Source organism: Streptomyces sp. NPDC002232 (assembly GCF_042890295.1).
Lineage (GTDB): Bacteria > Actinomycetota > Actinomycetes > Streptomycetales > Streptomycetaceae > Streptomyces.
On sequence record NZ_JBIARV010000009.1, the window covers coordinates 148,495 to 169,698 of the forward strand.

The window sequence follows — 21,204 nt, forward strand, 5'->3', positions numbered from 1 at the left end:
CGAACGAACTGACGGCGGGCAGGGAGCACGAGCTCCTCGGCGTTGAGTTCATGCGATCCAGAGGTCGTGCTGCTGGCGAAAACGTCCAGCTCGATAGCTTCCAGCGGGAGCATCAACGGCTCCTCGGAGTCCGCGCTGCCCGAGACCGCAGTTCTGGATTTGTGGCTTCGACGGCACGGGCACCTTCACTCGCCGCCGCGCTTCCGCTTGCTCCACCCCTTGAGCGACCAGCCTGGCGACCTCCATCCGCCATAGCCGGTGCGCGGACACTTTCACGGAGAGCGTGTAGTTGAACGCCCACCTTGCCGCTCCGGTGCGCCGGGCGAAGGCCTCGGTCTGCGCTGGGTTCGGGTCCAGGGCGAGCAGCTGAGCACCTCTAGCTCCATGAACGCACATCCTCGCACGTCGGCCTGGCTGCCCATCAGCTCGGCAGGACGGTGCAGGCCCCACTGACAGGGCCCGTGACGTGTGGTGATCCGCTTCGGAGCCGCGCTCGGTGGCGACCGCGCGGCGGGCGGGGAGAGCGCGGTGGTAGCCGGCTGACGCGCTCTCCCTTGCCTTCACCGGCCTGTCCGGACCGACCGGCTGCGGGGCTGGTTCGTCGGCAGCTGTCGAGGACGTCGCCGTATCCGCCGTACGGGCGACGGGCGCCAGGACGTTCACCGTCCGCACGTTCGCTCCGGGCGCAGTGCGGTTGGGAGCCGCGCTCAACTTCGGGCCGCCTAGACGGCCTTGGTGGCGCACGCGGGGGCGTCGGGGACGACGTCCAGACGACCGGACTCCTCGTCGTACGCGATGGCTCGGACGTGACTGACGAGCCCGGCTGCGGCTGCGGCTGCGGCTGCATGGTCTCCCACTGGGCCGGGAGCGAGATCTGGGATCCGGCGCGCTGACTCCGGCCGAAGCGGCCCGTTGCCGCCGGCGGCACCAGGCCGCGCTCGGTCATCATCATGCTGATCGCCGCGCCCAGGCCGAGCGCCTCTGCCGTCGCGCGGCACGATCCGGGTGCGGCGCCTGAGCTTGTCCTGCTGGGCGGCGCCGTTCTTCTTCGCCGTCGGCGGATGAGAAGAGCGCTCGCCCGTCCTCCTGTGAGTCAGTCCTAGGTGATTCCTCATTCGCGAGGGTCCCTCACCAACCAGGAAACCCGATCCCTCACCAACTTGGGAACTGACCGGCCCCTTAGGACCGCTGTCCACAGCACTCTCAGCACCACAACCGCCACTGCCTGCACTTTCGCAACAGGCCTCTAGTTCGGGGGTGCATGGTCGCCCAAGGCGACAGTCACGATAGACGTTTGACTGCAGTCGATAGCTGCCTTCAACGCGGGATAGCGGAACGGTTGCCTCTTGTTGCTTCCAGCCTGACGATCGGCAGGGACCGAAGGGACTGAAGAAGCCGATTCACGCGACCGTTGCCTCGGCTCCCATCTGTGAACGGGCCGTCTTGCTGCCGACCTGGCCTGGCCGGATGGTGCGCGGGTCCACCGCCTCGCCGGGGGCCCCTGCGCGGTACAGCCCGTCGGGCTCGGCGTCCCGGTCGTGGGGCAGTAGGTAGAAGACCCGCCGTTTCTGCAGCCCGCTGTCTGGGTCGGCCTCGGCGCTGTCGCCGAGTTCGGCGAAGCCGATCATGCGGCCGTCGCGGTGGTACCTGGGCTTTCCTCGGCGGCGGGGGGTCTTGTCCAGGGCCTGGCGTACGTAGTCAAGCTCTTCGGGATCTTCCAGCCACACCACTTTGTCCTCGTGGGTGAGGTCGCCTGCTGTCAGTAGCGAACTCATGGCCTGGATCCCTTCTCGGTCATATCGGCTCGCGAGGAGCCCGATTTCCTCCACGCCGAGCTCGGCGCTGGTGTCGTTATACGGCCAGCCGTCACAGAGCCGGGCGCTTGGATGGATCGGATCATTCCTCGTCCATGGTATGTGTCTCGGTCGTCTTCGGGGAGCACGCGTTCTGGCTTCGCCTTGAGGCTTACCCGTCTGCTGCGCGCCGGGCCGGTTCGTCGTCGGCCAGGAGGGCGAGGCCGGGGTAGAACTTCTGTCCGTTGGAGCGGAGCATCTCGCTGGGTGAGGCGACGCCTACCTCGGCTCGGATGCGTGTGGCGAAGGCGCGGGTGGTGGCAGGGCGTAGTCCTTCGCCGTCCTGGCACCAGGTGCTGTAGGCGCGGTAGAGGGCGCCTTGTTCGACTTTCAGGTCTCGGGGTTCTTCCAGGTCGCTGCCGGTGGTGCAGCATTCGGAGAGGAAGCGTCCGATGTGGTCTTCGGTGGTGGCGTAGGCCTGGGTGGCGGTGCGGACCACGTTGGGGCCGGTCAGGGCGGGCTTGGTGGCCAGGTAGGCCTTGGCTCCTTGGATCATCCAGTGGAGGATGCCGGGGCCTTCGTCGCGTACGAGGATTTCGGCGAGGTTGTCGATCTTGCGGTGGTCGGGGACGACTCGGTCGAAGGGGATGAGGCGGATTCGTCGCCAGAAGGCGTGTCCGCCGGTGCCGACCTCGGGGCGGTGGTTGCCGAGCAGCCACAGTTTGTGTGTGGGTTCGAAGCTGAAGAAGTCCTGGCGCATGCGGCGGGCTTTGAGGCGGTCGCCGCCGGTGAGGAGTTTGACGCGGGCCTCGTCGAACTTGTCGTGGGGCTTCAGCTCGCTGCAGACGAACAGCCGGCGGCCGTGGAGCTCGGTGAGCTCTGTGGAGTGCTCGTTGAATTTTCCGCGTTCCATGAGGAAGCCGGGGGGTGCGACGTCGGCGTAGTTGCCGAGGATCTTGATGACGACGTCGAGGAGCGCTGACTTGCCGTTAGCGCCGACTCCGTAGAGGAAGGGCAGGACCTGGCCGCCGACGTCGCCGGTGATGGAGTAGCCGAGCAGGAGATGCAGGAAGTTGATCATTTCCTTGCCGCGGTCGTCCTCGCCGAAGGTCTGGTCGAGGAAGCTGTGGAACCGGGGCGTGGGGATGGCTTCGGGTGCGAGGTAGGTGGCTCGTGAGTGCAGGTCCCGGGTGGGGTCGGGTTTGTGGAGTTCGCCGGTGCGCAGGTCCACGACACCGGCGGGGGTGCACAGGGCGTACTTGTCGCCGTCGAGGCTGTCCGGGTCGAGGGCGAGTTCGGGCGAGGCTTTGGCCTGCGTCAGCATGGCCTTCACACCTGAGGTGGACATGGCCCGCTTGCGGTGCTGGGCGAGTTCCCGGTCGGTGAAGATGCCGCGGGGGTCGTGGGTGGGGAGTTCCTCGGCCATGTCTCCTGCGGCCCAGATGGCGGCCTTTTCTCCGCCGGTGCGCTTCCATCGGTACTCGTCCCAGACGTACCAGCCCAGCCCTTCTACGTGCCGGAAGCGGTCGTGGTAGAGGTGGGCGAAGAGCTTGGCGTTGCCGCGGTCGCTGAGGTTGGCGAGTAGCCCGGACTGAACGAAATCTGAGGGGTCCAGGGGGGTCGCCGCGCTGGTCTTCTGCTGGGCAGGAAGTCGCCTGGGGTGTTCAGCTGCGGGCTCGTTGCCGAACGCCGCGAGCTGTTCGGCAGCCGCTTGGGCGTTGAACCCGGTGCTTCCGGCGCTGCTCATGTGCGTTCCTCGGGTCGGATGGGGCGGGCGGTGCCGGCCCGCATGCCAGTCTCGATGATGTGGGCGTTCCTGCGGGGCTGATGGGGTCGGGCTCGTGTAGCAGTTTCGAGGAGTAGTTGCCGGGTCTCGGCGTCGGCGAGATATCCGCCCTGGACGAGTCCGCCGGCGGTGAAGGCTGCTCGGTTGAGTTTCTCGCTGAAGGCCGCCCCTTCTGGGATGGCGCCGCAGGCTTGTACCTCCTTGAGGAGGTTCGCGAGAACATGCGGACCGCCTCGGAATCGAGGAGGTGACGGGGTGGGTCTCGTAGCTGGTGGTGGTCCTTCGTGGTGTCCGGTGCGGGTGAGCTCGGCCACGAGCCACAGGGGCAGCGGGGCGGGCGTCCTGGGTCCGGGCAGGGCTTGGTAGATGCCTGCTGTCGTGCGGGTACCGGGCGCGACGATGTATCCATTGGTGGCGCGGATGTCGACCTGCCACGCGAGGGCGGTCCGGCTTCCGGATCCGCTGGAGGATTTGAACGTGGGCCCGTTTCGGGGGACGCGGTACCAGATGTGCATGCCGCCGGAAGGTGTCTGTACGCGCAGGGTTGTGGTGTCCGTGCAGGGGTTGGGCCTGCGTTGGTAAGCAGCCAGCAAGGCGAGGGTGTCGAACCCGCTGCTGAGCCCGGTCAGGTCGACAGCGTCGTGGACAGGGATTCCGGGCAGAAGACGCGACCGCTCGGGCACAAGAGTGGAGTGGGCGTCTACGTCGATGACGACCAGACGTGAGGGTCCGCAGGCGACACCGATGCCGAAGTTGGGCTGAGCGGTCCACCACTGCTGGACGATGGCCAGGTCGGTGGTGGCGGCGTGGAACCCGTGGCACCAGCCGCGCCGGGCATGGCAGGGACAGTGCTGTGCCTGGTGTGTTCCGGGCCTGCACGCTCCGCAGTTGGGGGCTGGTGTCTTAACGCCAGGAGCCAAAGGGTGCACGGCGAACCCGCGCCGGGCCATCCAGGCCGCGACATCTTGGGGACGGACGGGCACAGGCTCTTCCTCGAGGGCACAGGGGGTGTTCAAAGGGACTGAAGGGACTGAAGATTCCCTATCCGGGATGCTAGCGCAGCGTCACAGGCAGCTCGCACATGACGCCACTGTTCTTTCAAAACTGGGTCCCTTCGGTCCCTTTGATCTCTGTCCGCTCCCCGGCTCCACTGGCCTGCAGAGGGCGTCCGGCGTGGACGTCCGGGAAATGGAAGCCCCTCCCCCGGGGGCGCCTGCCCCTCCTGAGGGGCTGATGCAGTACTGCCCACTTCGGTCCCTATCGCTTCGGTCACTGCATTAACCCGCAGGTCAGGGCGCCGACGCGAGGAAACCAGGGACTGAAGGGACTCAAATCTCTAGTTATGAGCCGCTCACGCTTCAAGTCCTTTTATACGCCCGCACATACACGCACACACGTAAAGACTAGAAACATCGATTTTGAGTCCCTTCAGTCCCTGCAAGCCTGCAAAGAAGCTTCTGACCTGCGGTTTCTCAAAGGGACTGAAGCTTCAGGGACTGAACGCCCAGTGCCTGAGAGCTAAGAGAACCTCCACTCGGGGCACGTCCAGTCCGCGTAGCGCGGCAGTCAGAATCGTGTTAGAGGTCCCCGAATCAGGGACGCTCGACAGGTCGGAGGACGTGCAGTCTCGCCAGCACCGAGACCGCGTCCGCCAGCTACGCGACCCATCTAAGGAAGCTAGCCCCTTTGATCGAACCGGGTCGATACAACGGCCGCCTCGTCAAACGGTCCCGGACAACAGGCGTGCAGCCCGCCGGATTCGGGCAGCGGAAACCGCTCACCCGGCCTGCCGCAGCACGGGCACGGCGGGCGGCACCGTACGTCCGGCGCGCTCGGTGCGAGCCCGCTGGATCGCGGCGGTGCGTACGGCTTCGGCGCTCTGGCGTTGCTGGGCGCGGACATCTTCGAGAGATGGCGGCACCTCGCCCTCCAGATCCTGCTCGGCGTCAGGGAAGACGGTGGCGGCGAGCTCCCGCCGGACGTGCTCTTGGCGTTCGACGGCGGCGGCCAGGGCCGAGTCCTCCTGGCGCGGCGGGGCGACCGCACGGTGGGCTTCGAGGGCCCGGCGGTAGCCGGCCGACGCAGTCTCCCGCGTCTTCACCGGACCGGCCGGAACGACCGGACCCGGGGCCGAACCGGCGGCGGCCGAGGACGTCCCCGTGGTGGCGGTGCGGACGGCGGGGGGCAGGACGGTGATCGTCCGAATGCCCGCTTCGGGCACCGTGCTGTTGGCGGCCTCGATGAGCTTCGGCGCGATCCAGCGGGTCTTCGTGCCGTACGCGGGGGCGTCTGGGACGACGTCCAGGCGGCCGGACTTCTCGTCGACCGCGACGGCCCGGACGTGCCCGGCGAGTTCGGGCGCGGCCGCGGTGAGGATGGTGTCCCACTGGGCCAGAACGCCGCCGCCGGCGGCCGGGGAGACCAGGCCGCGCTCGGTCATCATCATGCCGATGGCCGTGCCGAAGGAGAGCGGGGCGCGGCCGTCGCGGACGACGGTAGCGGTCCGGCCGCTGCGGCTTCTGCCGAACCTTGCCCTTTTGCGCCTTCGCCGCCTCGCGGGCGGCGAGCAGGGCCTGGCGGGCGAGGTCCACGCCGGAGAGCTCCGGTACGGCGTTCACGCGATCATCTCCAAGGCCTCTCCATGCAGCGGTCGGACGGCGAGCTCGGGCAGGCGCTGCGACCACGGAGCGGGCCGGACCGGGGTGGGGCGGGCCTGGGTGTGCAGCTGCTCCAGCCGCACGGCGAGCAGGTGCTCGGCGGTGCGGGTCTGCGCCCGCGCGGCGGCCTCGGTCGCGGCGCGCAGGGCGTCGTCGCTGTCGGGCAGGGCCTGGTGCCAGGGCTTGGCGAGCTCGGTCGCGTACGCCTTGCGGGCCTCCGCCTGGGCGTCCTCGCTGCGGCCGAGCATCACCAGGGCCTCGTGCCGGTACTCCGCGGCCGCGCTCTCGGCGGTCAGCATGGCGGTGTGCGCCGCGGCGTCCTCGACGGCGCCCGGGCCAGCTGCCTCCAGGGCGGCCGGGTCGGTGATCTGCTGGAACTCCACCCACGAGGCGGCGATGGCGGCCTCGATGGCCGTCCGGACCTCGGCGGCGACGGCCGCGACGGCGACCGGGTCGCTCGGGTCGGCCGACCAGGTGGCTGCGAGGAGACCGGCCTCGCCGATCAGGACCTCGGCCTTCCGCCGGTGGTCGCACGCCTCGCACAGCCCGGCCGACTGCTGCCGGCCGCAGTCCTCGCACGCCACGGCCTGCCGGACCGCCGCCTCGGCCGCCGCCCGCTCCCGCTCGACTGCGGCCTGCGCCTCGGCCTCGGCACGAGCCGCCGCACGCCGCTCCGCCCGCTGCCGGGCCTCGGCCTGACGGGCCACGAAGTCGGCTGCCTCAGCCTCGGCGTGACGGCGCATCCGGGCCTCGATCTCCTGGTACCGAGCGTCCGCCTCCAGGCCGGGCGACTCCTGGTCGACCTCGGCCGCGATCCGCACCCGCCACGCCCGGCGCGAGTGCAGGATGTTGGCACAGTTGTCGCAGTCGGCGCCGGTGTCGAGCCGGGCACCGTCGTCGCACCGCACGTCCGAGCACGACGGCCGGCGCACCAGCCCCCGGTGGGTGATCCAGCCGAACGCGCGGGTGACCAGGGCCTCGCCGCCAGTCTCCTCCAGCCGGGACTTCAGCCGGGCGGCAAGCAGTGAGGGGGCCTGCGCCGGCCACTCCAACACGTTCCGCAGCTGCGCCAGCTCCAGTTTCGCCGCCTCCACGACGCGATGCTGCTGCCAGCGGTTCAGCCCCTGCCACAGCCAGGCCACCGGCGTCAGAGCCACTCGCAGGTCAAGATCGGCAGGAAGCTCCGACCGCCTCTGCTGCGTCTTTCGACCACCCACGACCGTCAGCCGGGCACCAGCACCAGCGGCAACGGCGCCTGCCTGCTCCTGCTCGTCGACCGGTGACTTCTTCGGCTTCTCACCGCGAAGCGGGTCAGCGTCGGCCGTCGGGCTCCCGGACCCGGCCATGGCGGTCTCGCCGTCGACGGTCTGGTCCTCCACTGCGCACGCGCGCTCCGGCCGACGGCCTTCACCCCCACGGCCTTCGCCGGAAAAGCCACCAGAGAGCCGCGGAGGAACTACAGGAGTAACCCCAGAAGCGTGGTCTGCGTGGAGCTCTGCACTATCGGGACGCTCCTGAACCGCCGCATCCCCGGCCCCCTCAGCACCCCCGATCCCAGACGTACCAAGGGCAGCAGCATCATCGGCCTGACCATGATCTCCGACTGCACTAACGGGACGCACCGAAAATGAGGGCTTGGGCTCCTGAACAGCCTCCAGGAAGCGTGAGCGGCGGCCATAGGCGTGGGCGACCGGCAGGAGCATGACCCTGCCCTTGCCGCGCATACGCGTCGCCGTGTCCCTGTGCTCCCGCGCCACGACCCCGGCCTCAGCTAGCCGCGCCAGTACCTTCCGAGCCCCGGCCGGCGAGCAGCCCAGCAGCCGGGCCAGCGTCGCCGCCACACGCCCCTCCCGCACCTTCACCGACCCGCCGCACAGCTGCAGCCAGCCCGACGCCCGGGTGTTCAGCACCATCAGCAGCAGCCCGAGCCGGTCCGTCGCAGCCCCCTTGCCCCGGCGGCCAGCCAGCAGCCCCGGCGGCGTCGGCTCCTTACCCTCCGGCGACCAGCCCGGCCCGAACAACGCCTCGATGAGGCGCAGCAGCGTCGCCAGCTCCGCCTTCGACAGCGCCAGAGGATGCGCGACCCCGCCCTCGTTACGGGCACGCCACAGGGGCATGACCAGGCAGTCCAGGCCGGTCGGGTGACCCTGCGCGTCCGTCACCACCTTGGTGTGCAGCCCGTCCGTCGCACGCATCGGACCCAGCACATTGCGGTGGACCGTCGACTCGCCCACCCCCAGCCAGCGGCCCAGCTCCGCGACCCAGATCGACGTCTGGTTGTCGCTCTTCGCGCCCTTCGGAGCCCGCGACTTCGCGTACAGCACCACCGCCGCCAACTTTGGCGCGTCCTTCAACCTGGCAATCGACGGGTCCGTCAGCAGCGCCATCACCGCAGCGCGCAGCCGCAGCCGCATTGCACGACCGAGGCGCAACGGGTCCTCCAGGCCTCCGTCACCCGGCTGTCCAGAGGCCGACACCGACCGCAGCGCGGCCCGCTGCCGCGGGATGACCATAGGGCTGTCTACGGAGTCGTCTGCCGGGGCCGGCCGCAGCGCGACGAGCGTCGCCCTCGACATCACAGGGACACACCCCCGTCTACGCAGCACACCGGCGCGCAGGGGAACCTGCTGCCGAACAAATCGTTGTGCGGGACATGGCAGCCAAGAAGAAGGACCCGCAGCCCGCCGTGCCCGAGAGTCCGCCCGGAGGACGGCGGCCGCACAGCGGATCGGCCCCCGCCCGGCTCGGGCTCCCCGCCCCCGACAGCCCAAGAGCCTGTACGACATGAAGCCGCCCGGCGTCTTCTACGAGGACTGGGAGCGCCCCGTCGGCTCCGACAACGACGTGATGAGCGCAATCGCCGCAGCATTCGGGCCCAAGTCGGGCGAAGCCCGCACCATGCAGCTCCTTCTGGACTACCGCAGCATCTACGGGCCGTACATCCCGCTGGGCGCCGCAGGGCATCTCGACCTGATCCTCGAGGACACCACCCTGACCACTGTCCTGGCCGAGTCCATGGGCACCGCACGGACCGAGATCCGCGACACTCTGCACTCCCTCCACGCGCAGGGCCTGCTGCTCATCGCCGACGACGGCTCCCTCTGGCTGACAGTCCCGCCCGGAACCCCCCTCTCCGCGCCGAACGGCCAGTGGTCCTTTGTCGAAAAGAAGATGGACGCGCCGCCGGAACTTGCCGCTGCCCACTGACATCGAGAGCGCTCGCCGGCCCGGTCCACCGCAGTAGGTCGTGAAGATCATTCGGACAGGCTCGGTGACCGGGCCTGTGGACAGAGGCCACGAAGCTCCGATTGCCCTCAGCGCTGCCGCACTGCGGGCAGAAACATTGGGACGAGTCCCGCCACACGGGACGAGCCTCTCGATGCCGCCGACGGAGTCGTTGCGGACGCGGGCGGACACCGACCGGACAGACCTGGCCGAGTTGTGGCTTCCTACAGGAAGAGCCGCTTCCTGTCCAAAAGCCGCGAAGTGTCGGATCGGGGACGCCTGTTCCGTCACATGAAAATCGCTAAAGGTGCGAACCGCACCGAAACGGGCAGTGCTCGACTTTTCAGGGGACACCAGATCGGGCACTATGGCGAAGACACCAACCTTCATATGCATCGCCCTGACCGCGACCGGGCCCCTGCCAAGGGACCCGACCACGGCCGAGCGGTTTGTGTGAGGGACACCCCAACCACCGGACAACCGGACAGCTGAAGCTCCGAGCCCGACGGCCTGCCAAGACCGCCGAACCCGGGGTGACGTTGGTGGCTCAACAGAGGCCCCCTGCCAAAGGGGCTCCTGGAAAGCCGGGGTGGTCGCCTTGCCAAGGGACGACCGGGTGGAGCAACCCGCTTGCCAAAGCGGGGTAATGCAATGAGTGAAAGATCCAGCTCAATGAGCTGGAGCCCAGAACCGGGGCCAACCGGGGACTGGGCGGCCGACCTGATGGTCGGCGCGAAGGGCCGCGCGAGGCCGGAGTGGATTTCAGTCCACTCACTTGGCGCGCGCGGCCGGTGGCGGCTACGTCACCCCGACCCCCTCGATACCGAAGGCGGAGTCGGCGTACCCGAAACCGGGAGCAAGATCAGTCCTCACGCGGCCCTCCCTGGGCGACGGTCGGGTGCTCCTTGGCCAAGCCGCGGAGGAACTCCGCATACTTCAGGCGATTGCTGCGGTGGGGCTGGGTGTGCCCAGCTTCCCATCCGACGATGGCGAGGCGCTTGACGCCGATGACCTCGGCGACTTCCGCCTGGGTGAGGTTCGCGGCGATGCGTAGCTGCCGACGAATGTGCGGCGGGGGCAGCGTGTCAGCATCCACTAGGGCATCGTCTCGACGCAGCGGATCCGACATAGCACCCTCCATCTCACTTGATGTTCTCCGAAAACATACACCAGGTGATCTCGTTTCGGGAGGCGTCCGCAGCGCGAACCCAGCTCTGCCACAAGCCGGGTAGGGTCCGTGCCCGTGACCCGCCTCGCGTTTTTCGACCTGGACAACACGTTGGTCGACCGACGGTCGGCACTTGGCGACGCCCTGACCGCCCTGTGCTGCTCCCGCGGGCTCTCCCCAGACGCCGATCAGTGGCTGCGCAACGAGCTGGCCGACCGCGCGACCGTCAACGACTTCGTACGGCTGCGGGACACCTTCGGACTGGAGGCGTCGGCGGCGGACCTGTGGCAGGAGTACGTCGACCTCATGGCGACCACTGTCACCTGCCGCCCTGACGTCCTCGAGGGCCTGGCCCGCCTGCGCACGGCCAGATGGACGATCGGCATCGTTACCAACGGGGCTGGCGACATTCAGCGCGCCAAACTGGCCGCGACCGGCCTCGCCGACCTGGTCGACAGCGTCGCCGTCTCGGGCGACCTGGAGATCCGCAAGCCAGACCTGCGCCTCTTCGAACTCGCGGCCTCCCGCTGCGGAGTGAGCCTCGCGGATGGCGGTTGGATGGTCGGCGACAACGCGGCCGGGGACATCGGCGGCGGCCACCAGGCTGGCCTGCGCACCATCTGGCTGCGCGGTCGCCCCTGGCCCGACGGTCTCCCCGCCGCACAGCACGTCGTCGACGACGTCACCGACGCCATCACCATCCTGCTCACCGAGACGGAGTGACACCGTGGACCAGCCGACCGTCGGCATTCTCCACCCCGGCAGCATGGGCGCCGCCATTGCCGCCTGCGCCGCGACCAACGCGGCCGCGGTCCTGTGGTGCGAGACTGGGCGCAGCACCGCGTCCCAAGAGCGCGCCGCCCAGTTCGGCCTGACGCCCGTGGCCACGCTGTCTGACCTGCTGGACCGCAGCGACATCGTCATCAGTCTCTGCCCGCCGGCCGTAGCCGAGGACCTGGCACGCGACGTCGCCGCGCATCGCTTCACCGGGGTGTACGTGGAGGCGAACGCCGTCAACCCCGAGCGGACCCAGCGGATCGCTGCGCTGCTCACACCGGACGCGACCGTCGTGGACGGCGGTGTCGTCGGCTCTCCGCCGATCGGGGGTAAGACGCCGACTCTGTACCTGTCCGGCCCGGCCTTGGCGACCGAGCGCATCGAGGCGCTGTTCATGGGCACCGCCGTCCAGACGGCGGTGCTGGGCACGGAGGTCGGGAAGGCGTCCGCGCTGAAGCTGGCGTACGCCTCGTTCCAGAAGACCAGCCGGGTGCTGGTGGCGCTCGCGGTCGGCATGGCGCACGAGCACGGCGTCGACCAGGAGCTCATCGAGATCGCCTCCCGACGCACCGACTCGTACCTCTCCGAGCCACAGTACGTCGCCAAGACCGCCGCGCGCGCCTGGCGCTGGGGCCCGGAACTGGAGGAAGCCGCCGACGCCCTCGAGGCCGTCGGCCTCCCACCGGAGATGCTGCGCGCGGCCGCGACCACGCTGGCACGGTGGAACGACGTCAAGGACGACGGCGAGCTCACGCTCACCGACGCCCTGAACCGACTCGCCCAGCCGTAGCCCGCGCTCATGCCGTCGCCGCTCCCGCCCGCTGCACCAGCAGCTGGTCGATGAGCTGCGCCGCGTCCTGCGGCGAGGCGGTAGTGGTGTCCACGGTCAGGTCCCAAGCCAGGTTCGGGTGCGCGTTCAGATCCTCGCGGGTCGCGTCCCACGCCGCCAGCCGCGCAACGGTGTCGCCGTCGCCGCGTTCGGCGGACCGCCGAGCGGTCACCTCACGCGGGCACCACAGCAGCACCACCAACCACTGGGCCGGGTAACCGCTGACCAGGGACTGGATGCCATCGACCTGCCCGAGGTGCACCACTGGCACACCGGCCGCGAACGCGGCATCAACTCCCGGCCGGTCGACCGCATACGTGTTGCCATACCGCGAGTTCGCGTACACGACGTCGCCTGCGGCCTCCAGCTCGCGCAGCTGCTCCGCCGTGCCCATCCGGTAGCTGGCGGACTTGCCGGTCCCGACCTTGAGCCGTGTGAACTGCACGTACTGCGGGTGCAGCTCGGCGAGCGCGGTCGTGATGGTGTCCTTACCTGCCGCCGGCGGGCCGTACAGGACTACCCCCTGAAGCCCGGTCACGAGTACATCGCCCCGATTGCCTGACGGGCCTGATCCGCGAGCGAGATTGCCGTGCCCAACCGGTTGTCGACCACAAGGTGAGGCACTGCCGGGCGCAGGTCCAGATCGACCGTGGCCATGTACTCGTCCCACCGCTGAAGTTTCCACGCGTCGCGGGCCGCCGAGCGGAACGTGATGTACTCCCGCATCGACTCCTCGTCGCAGCGCACCCATACCGGGAACACATCGACACCTAGCGAGCCCGCACGGTTGACCAGGCGCTGCATCCAGTTCGCGTCCGTCATCTCCGCGATGAACGGCGCCGAGAGCACGCTGGAGATCCCGCACCGCATGTTCGCGAGCGCTGACTGCATCAGGCAGTCGTACTCCACCGGCCGCACCTGCTCTCGGTAGAGCTCACTGTGCCGGTCGTGTGGGTCACCGCCGAGCGCGACGAGCAGGCGCTCCACCAACGGACGGGTCAGGGGATCCTTGTCGAGCAGTGGCCAGCCCGTGAGCTGGACGAAGAAGCGCGCCAACTCCGTCTTCCCGGACCCGGCGAATCCGCCGACCAAGATGAGTGAGGGACGGTGCGGATCGCCGCCGGTGTGACGGCGCTTCCACGCGTCGATGATCCGCTGCTGCAGACCGAGGTGGTCAGCCTCTTTCGAACCGGGCGTGATCCGGTGGATCGCACGCTCGACCGCCAGAACGTGGGACCCGTTGATGCGGTCATCCGCCGGCGTGAGCCTGAAGGACGACGTCTCCTCCCCCGGCAGTGCGGCACGAAACCCCAGGTCGGGCTCGGTCGCGCGGTACAGGAGGCAGTAAGCGCGCCGATAGTGCGGACCTGGGTAGACCTCGCCCTGCTCGTGCTGCCACAACGTCTGTGGATTCGCGGCCGGGATCCCCTTCAGCTTGGCCTGCTCAGCGACCTCCCGCAGCCGCTCGCCCGCCTTCTCCAGGGTCAGGCCGTGAGCCTCACGCTGCTCACGCAGCCGGTCCGGCCGCCACCCCGCTCGCTGCTTCCCCACCCTCTGCCCCTCCGTCATCGTCATGCCTGCGAGCCTAGAGCTCGGGCCTGAAATCCCATGTGTACACGGATGTTGAAAACCCGTGAACGAGCTCATGTACGTGCTTCGACAGCGCGCTGTGATGTCTTTGCCGAAGCACTCGCGGTGTGATTGCTCCAGCAGCGCAGCCGGATGGTGGATGAGGAGGTGTCCGGTGCACAGTCGACTTGCTTCGTTTGGCGTGGCGCGATCAGGTCTTCCGCTCTCGCTCAAGTTCTTCGAGTCGGGTAGCCATCGCGTCAAGCCTGGCCTCAAGCCTCTGGACGGTGGCAGCAAGCTCAGCCGTGGAAGGCTGCGTTGCGACAGGCGTCGGTCGGGCGCGAACGAATACGCCCTTCCCTGCCTGTCCGTAGAGAAGGCCCTCGGCGGTCAGTTCCGTGACGGCGCGCCGTACCACGGTGCTGGAGACGTCGTACTGCGACCCCAGCTTGGCGGTCGAAGGGATCGTGTCTCCGACTGCAAGACGGCCGTCGGCGATCCGTTGGCGGAGGTCCTCCATGACGCGCTGATACTCCGGCTGACCGTTCCCCACCACTGCTCCTTCCTCATATAGCCGCTTGCTTGAGCTGCTCATAGTGCAGCACATGAGCTCGGTGGGCAGTCGGTGCAGGGTCTGGGTCGTCATGGGAACACCTCCTTGACAACCTTATACACATAGTGCACCTTGTACGTAAAGCTCGTGGTCCTTCGGGAGCACCGAGTCAGCACCACCACAGTTTCTGCAGCTTGTCTCTTTGGAGGCGGGCAGGTGGTCGGAGGCGGTAGCACGATCAAACCCCCCGGCTGGCAGGACTGGAAACGACCTCAGCGCTGATGCGCTGTCTGTCCGCCGGGATTCGGGCCGTTGGCTCGTGGACCTGGTGGGTGGAGAGAGCATCCGCCCCTGCGAACCCCCTCCCTCTTCCTGCCGAGGAGTCGCCATGCCCGAGCTCGCCATGCCCAAGGCCGCCAAGCGCCGGGGCCGCACCCGTACCTCCCGAGTCAGTCCCCTCGACGCGATCGTCCTCTCGACCCTGTCCCCTGGTCACATCGACATGCGGCGGGTCGAGTCCACCGAGAAGCGCCGCATCTCGCTGGTCTGCCCGGCCTGCAAGACCTGGGTGGCCGTCACCCCCCACCGCGGCACCTACCTGCTCAAGCTCGTCCCGCACCACACCGGCAAGGCCGGCGCCGCCGACGCGATCCGCTGCAACTCCAGCAACCGGCTCGTCGAGGTCGACATCACCCCGGACGCCTGGAACCACCAGTACGACGAGTGGGCGCGCGAGGAGCGCCTCGCCGTCGACGTCACCCGCCACCGGCGCGCCACCGTCCAGACCCTCAAGGTCGCCCGGCCGCAGGAGCGCCCCGCCGACCGGCGAGCCCAGTGGGAGCGTGCGGTTCCCGCCGCTCGCCAAGCCGACGCCGCCCGTACGGTTCCCACCGACGCGATCCCCACCACGCGCGGCCGGGCCGTCGACGGACCCGCCGGCGCCCTGCCGGCCATGATCGGGCAGGACGCCGGGGACGACCGCTCCGTCCGCGCCCTGGCCGCCGGCACCTTCCGCGTCCTGGCCGACGCCGCCCCGGACCGTTCCGCGAGCGACGCCCTCGAGGAGCACCTCGCCCGCGTCGCCTACACGCACCTGGCCACGCTCTGGCGCCGCCCCCTGACCCTGGCCGACCAGCCCGAGCACACGAAGCTGGTGGCTGCGGTCCGGGCCGAGCTGCCCTCGCCGGCCCCGGGCGAGACCGCCGCGGCGTACACCGACCGCTGCCGCAAGCCCGCCTTCGGCGCCCGCCGCCGCAAGCCCGCTCTCGCGGCCTGACCCACCAACCGCCCAGGCCCCGGCCTCGGCTCCCGCACCGCGCGGGGGCCGAGGCCGGGGCCGTCTGCTCCCGTCCCCGCCCGCTCACCGCACCCCCGAGGTCCTGATGCCCGCCACCCTGACCCTGACGTCCCACCGGCCCAGCGGCGGCGAGGTGTTCGACGCCGAGACGCTCGCGCTCCTGGACGAGCTCGACGTCCCGCTCCCCGTCGACCTCACCGACGCCGAGGTCGACCGCGACGCCGTCTGGGGTACGCCGCTGACGATGTACGAGCCCGCGGGCACCGCCCGGGAGATGCGCCGGTACGCGGCCGCGGTCCTGACCGTCCCGCCCGACCGCCGCCACGAGCTCGCCCTCGCGCACGGCGTGGAGATCACCGCCCGCGTCGACGCCGGCCGCGACATCCTCGCCGCCGACCCGACCATCACCGCCCGCGTCCGCGAGCGCCTGGTCGACGTCCTGCTCCCCTATGCCGACCGCCTGCGCCGGTCGATCCGCTCCGAATGCCGCCCCGAGTACGCCGCCGCCTGACCAGACGGCCCCGGACGACGCCCACGATCAGCGGCCACCCCCTTCTGCACCGAGGGTGGCCGCTGGTCGTGGCTGGTCGTACGACCCGCCAAAACGAGCGACAGCCCCGGGGATTGCGCCCCCGAGGCTGTCCAGGACCTACGCGGAGGACCTATGAAGAACAGCTTCGCACAGCGCCCGACCGACTCCGACGCCGACATGGACGAGGCCCTGCGCCGCGTCCGGCAGGGGAAGTGACTGTCGTGGACTGGATCTGTCGCGGACGACGCGCCGCACGCAACCAGGCACGTGCCCGAAGGGAGGCGGAGGCATGAAGACGCTCCTGGCCGTCTTGGCCGCGCCTCTGCGGCACCTGTGGCAGTGCAGCACGTGCAGCGGCTGGTTCGAGAGCCCGCAGTGCCCGGTCTGCCGGTGACCGGACGCCAGACGAGCGACCTGTACCGCCGGTACATGGCCGCGGACACCGCCTACCGCCAGCACGCCTCCAACTGCGCGGCCTGCACGGCCACCGCCCCCGGCGCGGCCTGCCGCGACGGGGCGCGTCTGTATGAGTCGTTCTCGACTCTTCAGACCAGGTACCTCAACCAGCTCAACCAGAAGTGAGCCCGCTCCGCCCCCGCCGCCCGGCGGGGGCGGCTCCGTTCCCCAGAGAGGAACCCCATGACCACCACCAGCACCGCCGCCGTGTTCACCAACGAGATCCTCGCCCGGGCCGCCGACCTGGCGCGCGACTCCTACCGCCCGGTGTGGACCGGCGGCTCGGGTGAGGAGACGACCGGCGAGTCGATCGCCCGCCACCTCGACGCGGCCAACATCCTGCTGGCGACCACCGGCTGGGCCCGGACCTACCCCTCCCCCACGCCCGTGAGCACGGCGCTGCCCGCGATCCAGACGATGAGCATCAAGGACATGCTCAGCGAGATGCTCATCGTGGTCCGCGACGAGATCACCACCGCCGGCGCCCCGCGCACCCTGCCCATGGCGCTGGAGCACGTTGCGCACGGCGAAGACGGCGACAGCGACACCCGCTACGTCGCCTCCGAGGTCCTGACCCTGCTGATCCGCGCCCTCACCCGGCACGACCAGGCCGCGGCCACGCCCTGGACGGAGCGCCAGCACCGCACCCACCAGGACGTCAGCGCCCTGCTGACCGCCGGCGCCCGCTTCGCCCGCACCTACGGGCCCAACGCCCCCCAGGCGCAGCACGCCGACTGAACGACGTCCCCCGCTCGCTCTGACCGTTCGACCGCACGCAGCGAAATGCAGCAGCCCCGGGGTGGCCGCCCCGGGGCTGTCTTCTGCACCGGACCTTTTGGGAGGCCCTGATGAATCGCACGTCCATCGTACGCACCGTCTACTACGGCGCGGTCTCCACCGCGACCACGCCCGAGCGCCCCCGAGCGGCCTGCGCCGACGTCGACCCGGAGCTGTTCTTCCCGACCGGCGACAACGGACCGACCCTGCTCCAGGAGCAAGAGGCCAAGGCGGTCTGCCGTCGCTGCCCGCTCCAGGCCCCCTGCCTTCAGGGCGCGCTGGACCGGGGCGAGACCGCCGGGGTGTGGGGCGGCATGTCGGAGAGGGAGCGCCGGTCCCTCAAGCGCCGCACCGCCCACACGAGCGCCGCCTGAACCGTTCTGGCGGCTGCCTGATCTGCTCGTCCCGGCCGCTGGAACACGGTGGCCGGGACGGGCAGCGAAGGGGAGCCGGACAGCCCGGACCGAACAGTCAAAGGGAGGCCTTCATGGCCACGACGATGCCCCCGCTCCAGCCCGGCACGGAGACCACCGCCCAGGCGTGCGTCTTCGCGATCTTCGGCAGCGACATTCCGCCGATCGGCCCCGACGACTACGACGGCAGCTGGCGCACCACCCTCCACATCATCGCGGAGGAGTGGGAGGGCGAGGGCCGTGTCGAGCGGCACGCCGTCCGCACCGCGACCGCGATCAACGACCTGCTGAACTCGCAGAAGCTGTTCGGCGAGGGATCGCCCGAGGCGCGCACTGCCGGCACCGCGCTCAAGCCGCTGATCGACAAGTGCCGGATCTACGGCATCACCACTGACGACCTCCGCCGCCACGGCGCCCAGCTCCATACGAGCTGACTACCCTCCCTGCCCCCTCTCCGGGAGCACCAGGCACCGGTTGGCCCACGTGCTCGCCGGCGACCTCGGGACCACGCCGCTCTGACCACTCCCCTCTTGCCGGATCGTCGGCACGACTGCTTACGGAGCACACCTGATGACGACTCACACGGACCCGGTCCGCTCCGCCGAGGCGGCACCGGACCACTACCCCCTCCCCCGCCCCGCTCCCGAACCGGTCACCGAGATCCCCGGCGGTCACCGCCCCCACTCCCCCGACACGACCGACGAGACGGCCCCGGCGGGACCCTCCCTGTCGTGGTCCCGGGGCGAGAAGTGGCTGCTGCGCTCGGGCATCGCCTCCGGCGTCGGCGTCGGAACCCTCGGCCTGGCCTCCTCCTACAAGGCCCTGGAGGAGAAGGCCGCCAGGACGGCCGCCGAGGGCGGCTGGGGCTGGGGCGAGTACGCCTGGATGCTTCCGGTCGGCATCGACCTGGGCATCCTGACGTTCTCCATCGTCAACCTGCTCCTGGTCAAGGCGGAGAAGCCGCTGGCCTGGGTCAAGTGGGTGCCGCGTGCCCTTACCGTCGTCACCATCGTCCTGAACTGGAACACCGGTGCGACGACGGAGGGCAAGCTCGGGCACGCCGCGCTCGCCGCGCTGTGGGTGGTGCTCTCCGAGATCGCCGCCCACCTGTACGCCGCGCACATCGGCCGGCTGCGCAACCGGCGCCAGATGGAACGGATCCGCTTCTCCCGCTGGTTCTACCAGCCGGTCAGTTCAGCCCGGGTCAACCGGCTGATGAAGTCGTGGGAGATCACCTCCTACGAGGAAGCGCTGGAGCGCGACCGGCAGCTCATGGTCTACCGCTCCGGACTCCGCAACGAGTACGGCCGGCGGTGGCGCTTCAGGTCGAGTGAGGAACGGCTTCAGCCGCTGCGGCTCGCCGCCTACGGCATGACGGTCGAGCAGGCCCTCGAAGAGCCCGACCGTCAGGAGGCCGCGCAGAACCTTCGGGAGCAGAAGCGCAGCCTTCAGCAGGCCCGGGCAGAGCTTCAGAGGATTGAAGCGGAGGCTCAGATCAAGGCGGCCGAGCTTCAGGCGGAAGCCGCCAAGGTCCGCGCCCAGGGCGATCTGGCCAAGGCCAGGGCGGAGGCCGAGGCGGCGGCTTCAGTGGCGGTTCAGCAGTCTGAAGCCGACCTTCAGGTCCGCCGCGCGCAGGCCGAGGCCGAGGCGCGGCGCGTCCAGGCGGAGGCCGAGGCGACGATTCGTGAGCTGGAGGCCCAAGAGCAGGCCCGGCAGGACGATCTGGCCCGTAAGCGGGAGAAGGACCACCTCAGCTGGGAGTCGGAGCGTGCCGACCTGCTGGCCCGGCAGAAGGAGGACGGGCACCGACGGCAGCTTGAAGCCCGCCGTCTGGAAGCTGAAGTCGAGCTGAAGGAGAGCGCGGAGGCGGCCACGGCCCGCCGGGTGAAGAGGGAGGAGGACGCGCGGGCCGCCGAGCTGGATAAGCAGGCCGCTGAAGCCCGCCGGATCGCTGCTGAGGCCGACCTGAAGGCCAAGCGGGACCGGCTGAGGGGACTTGAAACGGAATCCGCTGTCCAGGCCGCTGAGCGCAGGATCGCCGAGGACAAGGCGGCCGCGGAGACGGCCCGCCTGAAGGCGGCGGAGGACGAGCTGAAGGCGGCCATGCTGGAAGCTGAAGCCCGCCTCACCCCGCCTGAACGCGAGGCCCGGCAGATCGCCGACATGATTCGCAACGAAGGCGTCAAGGCCATCACGCTGAGCCGGATCGAAGAGATCTTCGGCTTCTCCCAGGCCACCGCCTCCGGCCGCCGCAAGCGCGCCATCCAGCTCCTCCAGGAGACCGGAGAGCTGCCCTCAGAGGTCGCCTGACCTGCACGAACAGACCCGGAGTAGCGCAAGGATACGGCCGAGCTGCCCGCCGGCGGCGACCGCCCCTGAACCCGCCGTCCGGCACACACCAGTGAGGGCCAGCCCGCGCGAATCGGGCTGGCCCTCGCTGCGACTGCCGGAAGCAGTCATAGCCCCATCAGTACACCAGGAGGGAATACCCGACGTGAACAGCAACAACCATCCGAACTACTCCCCTCTGCGCGACGTCGCGCAGAGCCCGGAGGCCACGGCCCGATATCTGGCCGATGTCCAGAGGGTCCTGCTGGACATCGGCCAGAACCTGGAGACCCTCGCCCACGAGACGCGTGTGCACCTGCGCGACACCCACGTGGAGGGCGACCGCTGGTACCACGCCAGACTGCGTGCCATGCCCGTCGAAAAGGCCCTCGGGCAGGTTCTCAAGAACCTGCACAACCTGACCGTCGGCCTGGAAAAGAGCGCCTACAAGCGCCGCACCCACGACGAGGTGGTGGTGAATACGGCCAATGAAAGGAAGGAAAAGGAGCTCGAGAAGTGGCGTAAGAAGAACCCGCAGCCGCTCCAGGCCGCTCCGAGTCCGTCACAGCAGGGTGTGCAGAGCCAGAATCCCGGTTATGTTGGTCCCACGTCGATTTTCGACCTGGGTAACAGGGAGTCGGCGTGACGCGGCCCCTCACCAGCGTCGAACGCTCCATTCAAGGGCGGAACAGCTGGTTGCAGGAAGAGGAGCGCAAGGCGATCGAAAGTCGCGGCGAGATGGGCCGGATGGAATTCTGGCTTCGCGTTACTCGGTCCCGAATCTCCAAGGACGTCAAAGCCGGGCGCAGTGACGTCATCCCCGGATTCACCAGCGTGTGCCGCCTGTTCAAGCTCGCGATCGACAAGCGGGCCGAGGGCGACGGGCGGCTGTGGAACCACCTCATGCAGTACGCGCAGCAGGTGCTGGAGCAGCACGGCCCCGCGTAACTGACCGTCACCAACGAAGGCCCCGCCGGGCTCCGGCGGGGCCTCGCGCGCGTAAAGCGTGCACACGTGCACGTGCACGCGCGTGCACACGAGATC

Annotated in this window: 22 protein-coding genes; 12 read left to right on the plus strand and 10 right to left on the minus strand. The window is 69.5% G+C overall.

Translation table 11 applies throughout. The features are described 5' to 3' along the window. Positions 1-48: 48 nt before the first annotated feature. The 6 genes from ACFYXU_RS36325 to ACFYXU_RS36350 all read right to left on the minus strand — a co-directional run bounded on the left by ACFYXU_RS36325 (position 49) and on the right by ACFYXU_RS36350 (position 8,650). Positions 49-396, minus strand: a complete 348-nt coding sequence (locus tag ACFYXU_RS36325) for a helix-turn-helix domain-containing protein (protein WP_389461962.1) — start codon at positions 394-396, stop codon at positions 49-51. A 1,004-nt stretch (positions 397-1,400) separates the two neighbouring features. Next, positions 1,401-1,775, minus strand: coding sequence for a DUF6009 family protein (locus tag ACFYXU_RS36330; RefSeq protein ID WP_389461965.1), 375 nt, complete (start codon positions 1,773-1,775; stop codon positions 1,401-1,403). Between the two features lie 190 nt (positions 1,776-1,965). After that, entirely contained in the window at positions 1,966-3,540 is a 1,575-nt protein-coding gene (locus ACFYXU_RS36335) for a phage/plasmid primase, P4 family (RefSeq protein ID WP_389461967.1), read from the minus strand. Beyond that, the gene (locus ACFYXU_RS36340; RefSeq protein ID WP_389462072.1) at positions 3,537-4,529 is read right to left on the minus strand and encodes a bifunctional DNA primase/polymerase; all 993 of its coding nucleotides are present in this window, start codon (positions 4,527-4,529) and stop codon (positions 3,537-3,539) included. The genes ACFYXU_RS36335 and ACFYXU_RS36340 overlap by 4 nt, the downstream gene beginning before the upstream one ends. A gap of 827 nt (positions 4,530-5,356) precedes the next feature. Then, positions 5,357-6,025: a DUF721 domain-containing protein gene (locus tag ACFYXU_RS36345; RefSeq protein WP_389461969.1), complete on the minus strand. Its 669-nt coding sequence runs from the start codon at positions 6,023-6,025 to the stop codon at positions 5,357-5,359. A gap of 168 nt (positions 6,026-6,193) precedes the next feature. After that, on the minus strand, positions 6,194-8,650 hold the full coding sequence (locus tag ACFYXU_RS36350) for a hypothetical protein (RefSeq protein WP_389461971.1): 2,457 nt from the start codon (positions 8,648-8,650) through the stop codon (positions 6,194-6,196). A 370-nt stretch (positions 8,651-9,020) separates the two neighbouring features. Here ACFYXU_RS36350 and ACFYXU_RS36355 point away from each other — a divergent pair, with 370 nt between their 5' ends. After that, positions 9,021-9,443: a hypothetical protein gene (locus ACFYXU_RS36355; protein WP_389461973.1), complete on the plus strand. Its 423-nt coding sequence runs from the start codon at positions 9,021-9,023 to the stop codon at positions 9,441-9,443. Between the two features lie 880 nt (positions 9,444-10,323). Here ACFYXU_RS36355 and ACFYXU_RS36360 read toward each other — a convergent pair. Then, positions 10,324-10,590, minus strand: a complete 267-nt coding sequence (locus ACFYXU_RS36360; RefSeq protein WP_389461975.1) for a helix-turn-helix transcriptional regulator — start codon at positions 10,588-10,590, stop codon at positions 10,324-10,326. 114 nt (positions 10,591-10,704) lie between these two features. On the opposite strand from ACFYXU_RS36360, the gene ACFYXU_RS36365 reads away from it, so the two are divergent. Continuing rightward, positions 10,705-11,352: an HAD family hydrolase gene (locus tag ACFYXU_RS36365; RefSeq protein WP_389461977.1), complete on the plus strand. Its 648-nt coding sequence runs from the start codon at positions 10,705-10,707 to the stop codon at positions 11,350-11,352. 4 nt (positions 11,353-11,356) lie between these two features. Next, the gene (locus tag ACFYXU_RS36370; protein WP_389461979.1) at positions 11,357-12,196 is read left to right on the plus strand and encodes a DUF1932 domain-containing protein; all 840 of its coding nucleotides are present in this window, start codon (positions 11,357-11,359) and stop codon (positions 12,194-12,196) included. Between the two features lie 7 nt (positions 12,197-12,203). On the opposite strand, the gene ACFYXU_RS36375 is transcribed toward ACFYXU_RS36370, so the two are convergent. From ACFYXU_RS36375 to ACFYXU_RS36385, 3 genes are all read right to left on the minus strand, one after another. Continuing rightward, the gene (locus ACFYXU_RS36375; RefSeq protein WP_389461981.1) at positions 12,204-12,773 is read right to left on the minus strand and encodes a guanylate kinase; all 570 of its coding nucleotides are present in this window, start codon (positions 12,771-12,773) and stop codon (positions 12,204-12,206) included. Next, complete coding sequence (locus tag ACFYXU_RS36380; RefSeq protein WP_389461983.1) at positions 12,770-13,810, minus strand: AAA family ATPase; 1,041 nt, start codon at positions 13,808-13,810, stop codon at positions 12,770-12,772. Before ACFYXU_RS36380 ends, ACFYXU_RS36375 begins: the two co-directional genes overlap by 4 nt. A gap of 205 nt (positions 13,811-14,015) precedes the next feature. Continuing rightward, positions 14,016-14,450, minus strand: coding sequence for a GntR family transcriptional regulator (locus tag ACFYXU_RS36385; RefSeq protein ID WP_389461985.1), 435 nt, complete (start codon positions 14,448-14,450; stop codon positions 14,016-14,018). A 295-nt stretch (positions 14,451-14,745) separates the two neighbouring features. Between ACFYXU_RS36385 and ACFYXU_RS36390 the strand changes: the two genes are divergently transcribed. From ACFYXU_RS36390 to ACFYXU_RS36430, 9 genes are all read left to right on the plus strand, one after another. Then, positions 14,746-15,633 (plus strand): hypothetical protein, encoded by an 888-nt coding sequence (locus tag ACFYXU_RS36390; RefSeq protein ID WP_389461987.1) that lies wholly within the window; start codon positions 14,746-14,748, stop codon positions 15,631-15,633. 106 nt (positions 15,634-15,739) lie between these two features. Then, a complete protein-coding gene (locus tag ACFYXU_RS36395; protein ID WP_389461989.1) occupies positions 15,740-16,165 on the plus strand; it encodes a hypothetical protein in 426 nt (141 codons plus the stop codon). A 411-nt stretch (positions 16,166-16,576) separates the two neighbouring features. Then, positions 16,577-16,768: a hypothetical protein gene (locus tag ACFYXU_RS36400; protein ID WP_389461991.1), complete on the plus strand. Its 192-nt coding sequence runs from the start codon at positions 16,577-16,579 to the stop codon at positions 16,766-16,768. Between the two features lie 57 nt (positions 16,769-16,825). Continuing rightward, a complete protein-coding gene (locus ACFYXU_RS36405) occupies positions 16,826-17,380 on the plus strand; it encodes a hypothetical protein (protein WP_389461993.1) in 555 nt (184 codons plus the stop codon). Positions 17,381-17,490: 110 nt separating this feature from the next. Beyond that, entirely contained in the window at positions 17,491-17,793 is a 303-nt protein-coding gene (locus tag ACFYXU_RS36410; protein ID WP_389461995.1) for a WhiB family transcriptional regulator, read from the plus strand. Positions 17,794-17,906: 113 nt separating this feature from the next. After that, on the plus strand, positions 17,907-18,266 hold the full coding sequence (locus tag ACFYXU_RS36415) for a hypothetical protein (protein WP_389461997.1): 360 nt from the start codon (positions 17,907-17,909) through the stop codon (positions 18,264-18,266). Between the two features lie 136 nt (positions 18,267-18,402). After that, the gene (locus tag ACFYXU_RS36420; protein WP_389461999.1) at positions 18,403-20,142 is read left to right on the plus strand and encodes a DUF2637 domain-containing protein; all 1,740 of its coding nucleotides are present in this window, start codon (positions 18,403-18,405) and stop codon (positions 20,140-20,142) included. A gap of 184 nt (positions 20,143-20,326) precedes the next feature. Further along, positions 20,327-20,806, plus strand: a complete 480-nt coding sequence (locus ACFYXU_RS36425; RefSeq protein ID WP_389462001.1) for a hypothetical protein — start codon at positions 20,327-20,329, stop codon at positions 20,804-20,806. Further along, the gene (locus ACFYXU_RS36430; protein WP_389462003.1) at positions 20,803-21,108 is read left to right on the plus strand and encodes a hypothetical protein; all 306 of its coding nucleotides are present in this window, start codon (positions 20,803-20,805) and stop codon (positions 21,106-21,108) included. The genes ACFYXU_RS36425 and ACFYXU_RS36430 overlap by 4 nt, the downstream gene beginning before the upstream one ends. The last annotated feature ends 96 nt before the right edge of the window (positions 21,109-21,204 follow it).

Excerpts from the sequence above, each read along its gene's own strand:
- ACFYXU_RS36325 (WP_389461962.1), bottom strand. The coding sequence starts at position 396 with ATGTGCGTTCATGGAGCTAGAGGTGCTCAGCTGCTCGCCCTGGACCCG.
- ACFYXU_RS36330 (WP_389461965.1), bottom strand. The coding sequence starts at position 1,775 with ATGAGTTCGCTACTGACAGCAGGCGACCTCACCCACGAGGACAAAGTG.
- ACFYXU_RS36335 (WP_389461967.1), bottom strand. The coding sequence starts at position 3,540 with ATGAGCAGCGCCGGAAGCACCGGGTTCAACGCCCAAGCGGCTGCCGAA.
- ACFYXU_RS36340 (WP_389462072.1), bottom strand. The coding sequence starts at position 4,529 with ATGGCCCGGCGCGGGTTCGCCGTGCACCCTTTGGCTCCTGGCGTTAAG.
- ACFYXU_RS36345 (WP_389461969.1), bottom strand. The coding sequence starts at position 6,025 with ATGATGATGACCGAGCGCGGCCTGGTCTCCCCGGCCGCCGGCGGCGGC.
- ACFYXU_RS36350 (WP_389461971.1), bottom strand. The coding sequence starts at position 8,650 with ATGCGGCTGCGGCTGCGCGCTGCGGTGATGGCGCTGCTGACGGACCCG.
- ACFYXU_RS36355 (WP_389461973.1), top strand. The coding sequence starts at position 9,021 with ATGAAGCCGCCCGGCGTCTTCTACGAGGACTGGGAGCGCCCCGTCGGC.
- ACFYXU_RS36360 (WP_389461975.1), bottom strand. The coding sequence starts at position 10,590 with ATGTCGGATCCGCTGCGTCGAGACGATGCCCTAGTGGATGCTGACACG.
- ACFYXU_RS36380 (WP_389461983.1), bottom strand. The coding sequence starts at position 13,810 with ATGACGATGACGGAGGGGCAGAGGGTGGGGAAGCAGCGAGCGGGGTGG.
- ACFYXU_RS36385 (WP_389461985.1), bottom strand. The coding sequence starts at position 14,450 with ATGACGACCCAGACCCTGCACCGACTGCCCACCGAGCTCATGTGCTGC.
- ACFYXU_RS36390 (WP_389461987.1), top strand. The coding sequence starts at position 14,746 with ATGCCCGAGCTCGCCATGCCCAAGGCCGCCAAGCGCCGGGGCCGCACC.
- ACFYXU_RS36395 (WP_389461989.1), top strand. The coding sequence starts at position 15,740 with ATGCCCGCCACCCTGACCCTGACGTCCCACCGGCCCAGCGGCGGCGAG.
- ACFYXU_RS36405 (WP_389461993.1), top strand. The coding sequence starts at position 16,826 with ATGACCACCACCAGCACCGCCGCCGTGTTCACCAACGAGATCCTCGCC.
- ACFYXU_RS36410 (WP_389461995.1), top strand. The coding sequence starts at position 17,491 with ATGAATCGCACGTCCATCGTACGCACCGTCTACTACGGCGCGGTCTCC.
- ACFYXU_RS36415 (WP_389461997.1), top strand. The coding sequence starts at position 17,907 with ATGGCCACGACGATGCCCCCGCTCCAGCCCGGCACGGAGACCACCGCC.
- ACFYXU_RS36420 (WP_389461999.1), top strand. The coding sequence starts at position 18,403 with ATGACGACTCACACGGACCCGGTCCGCTCCGCCGAGGCGGCACCGGAC.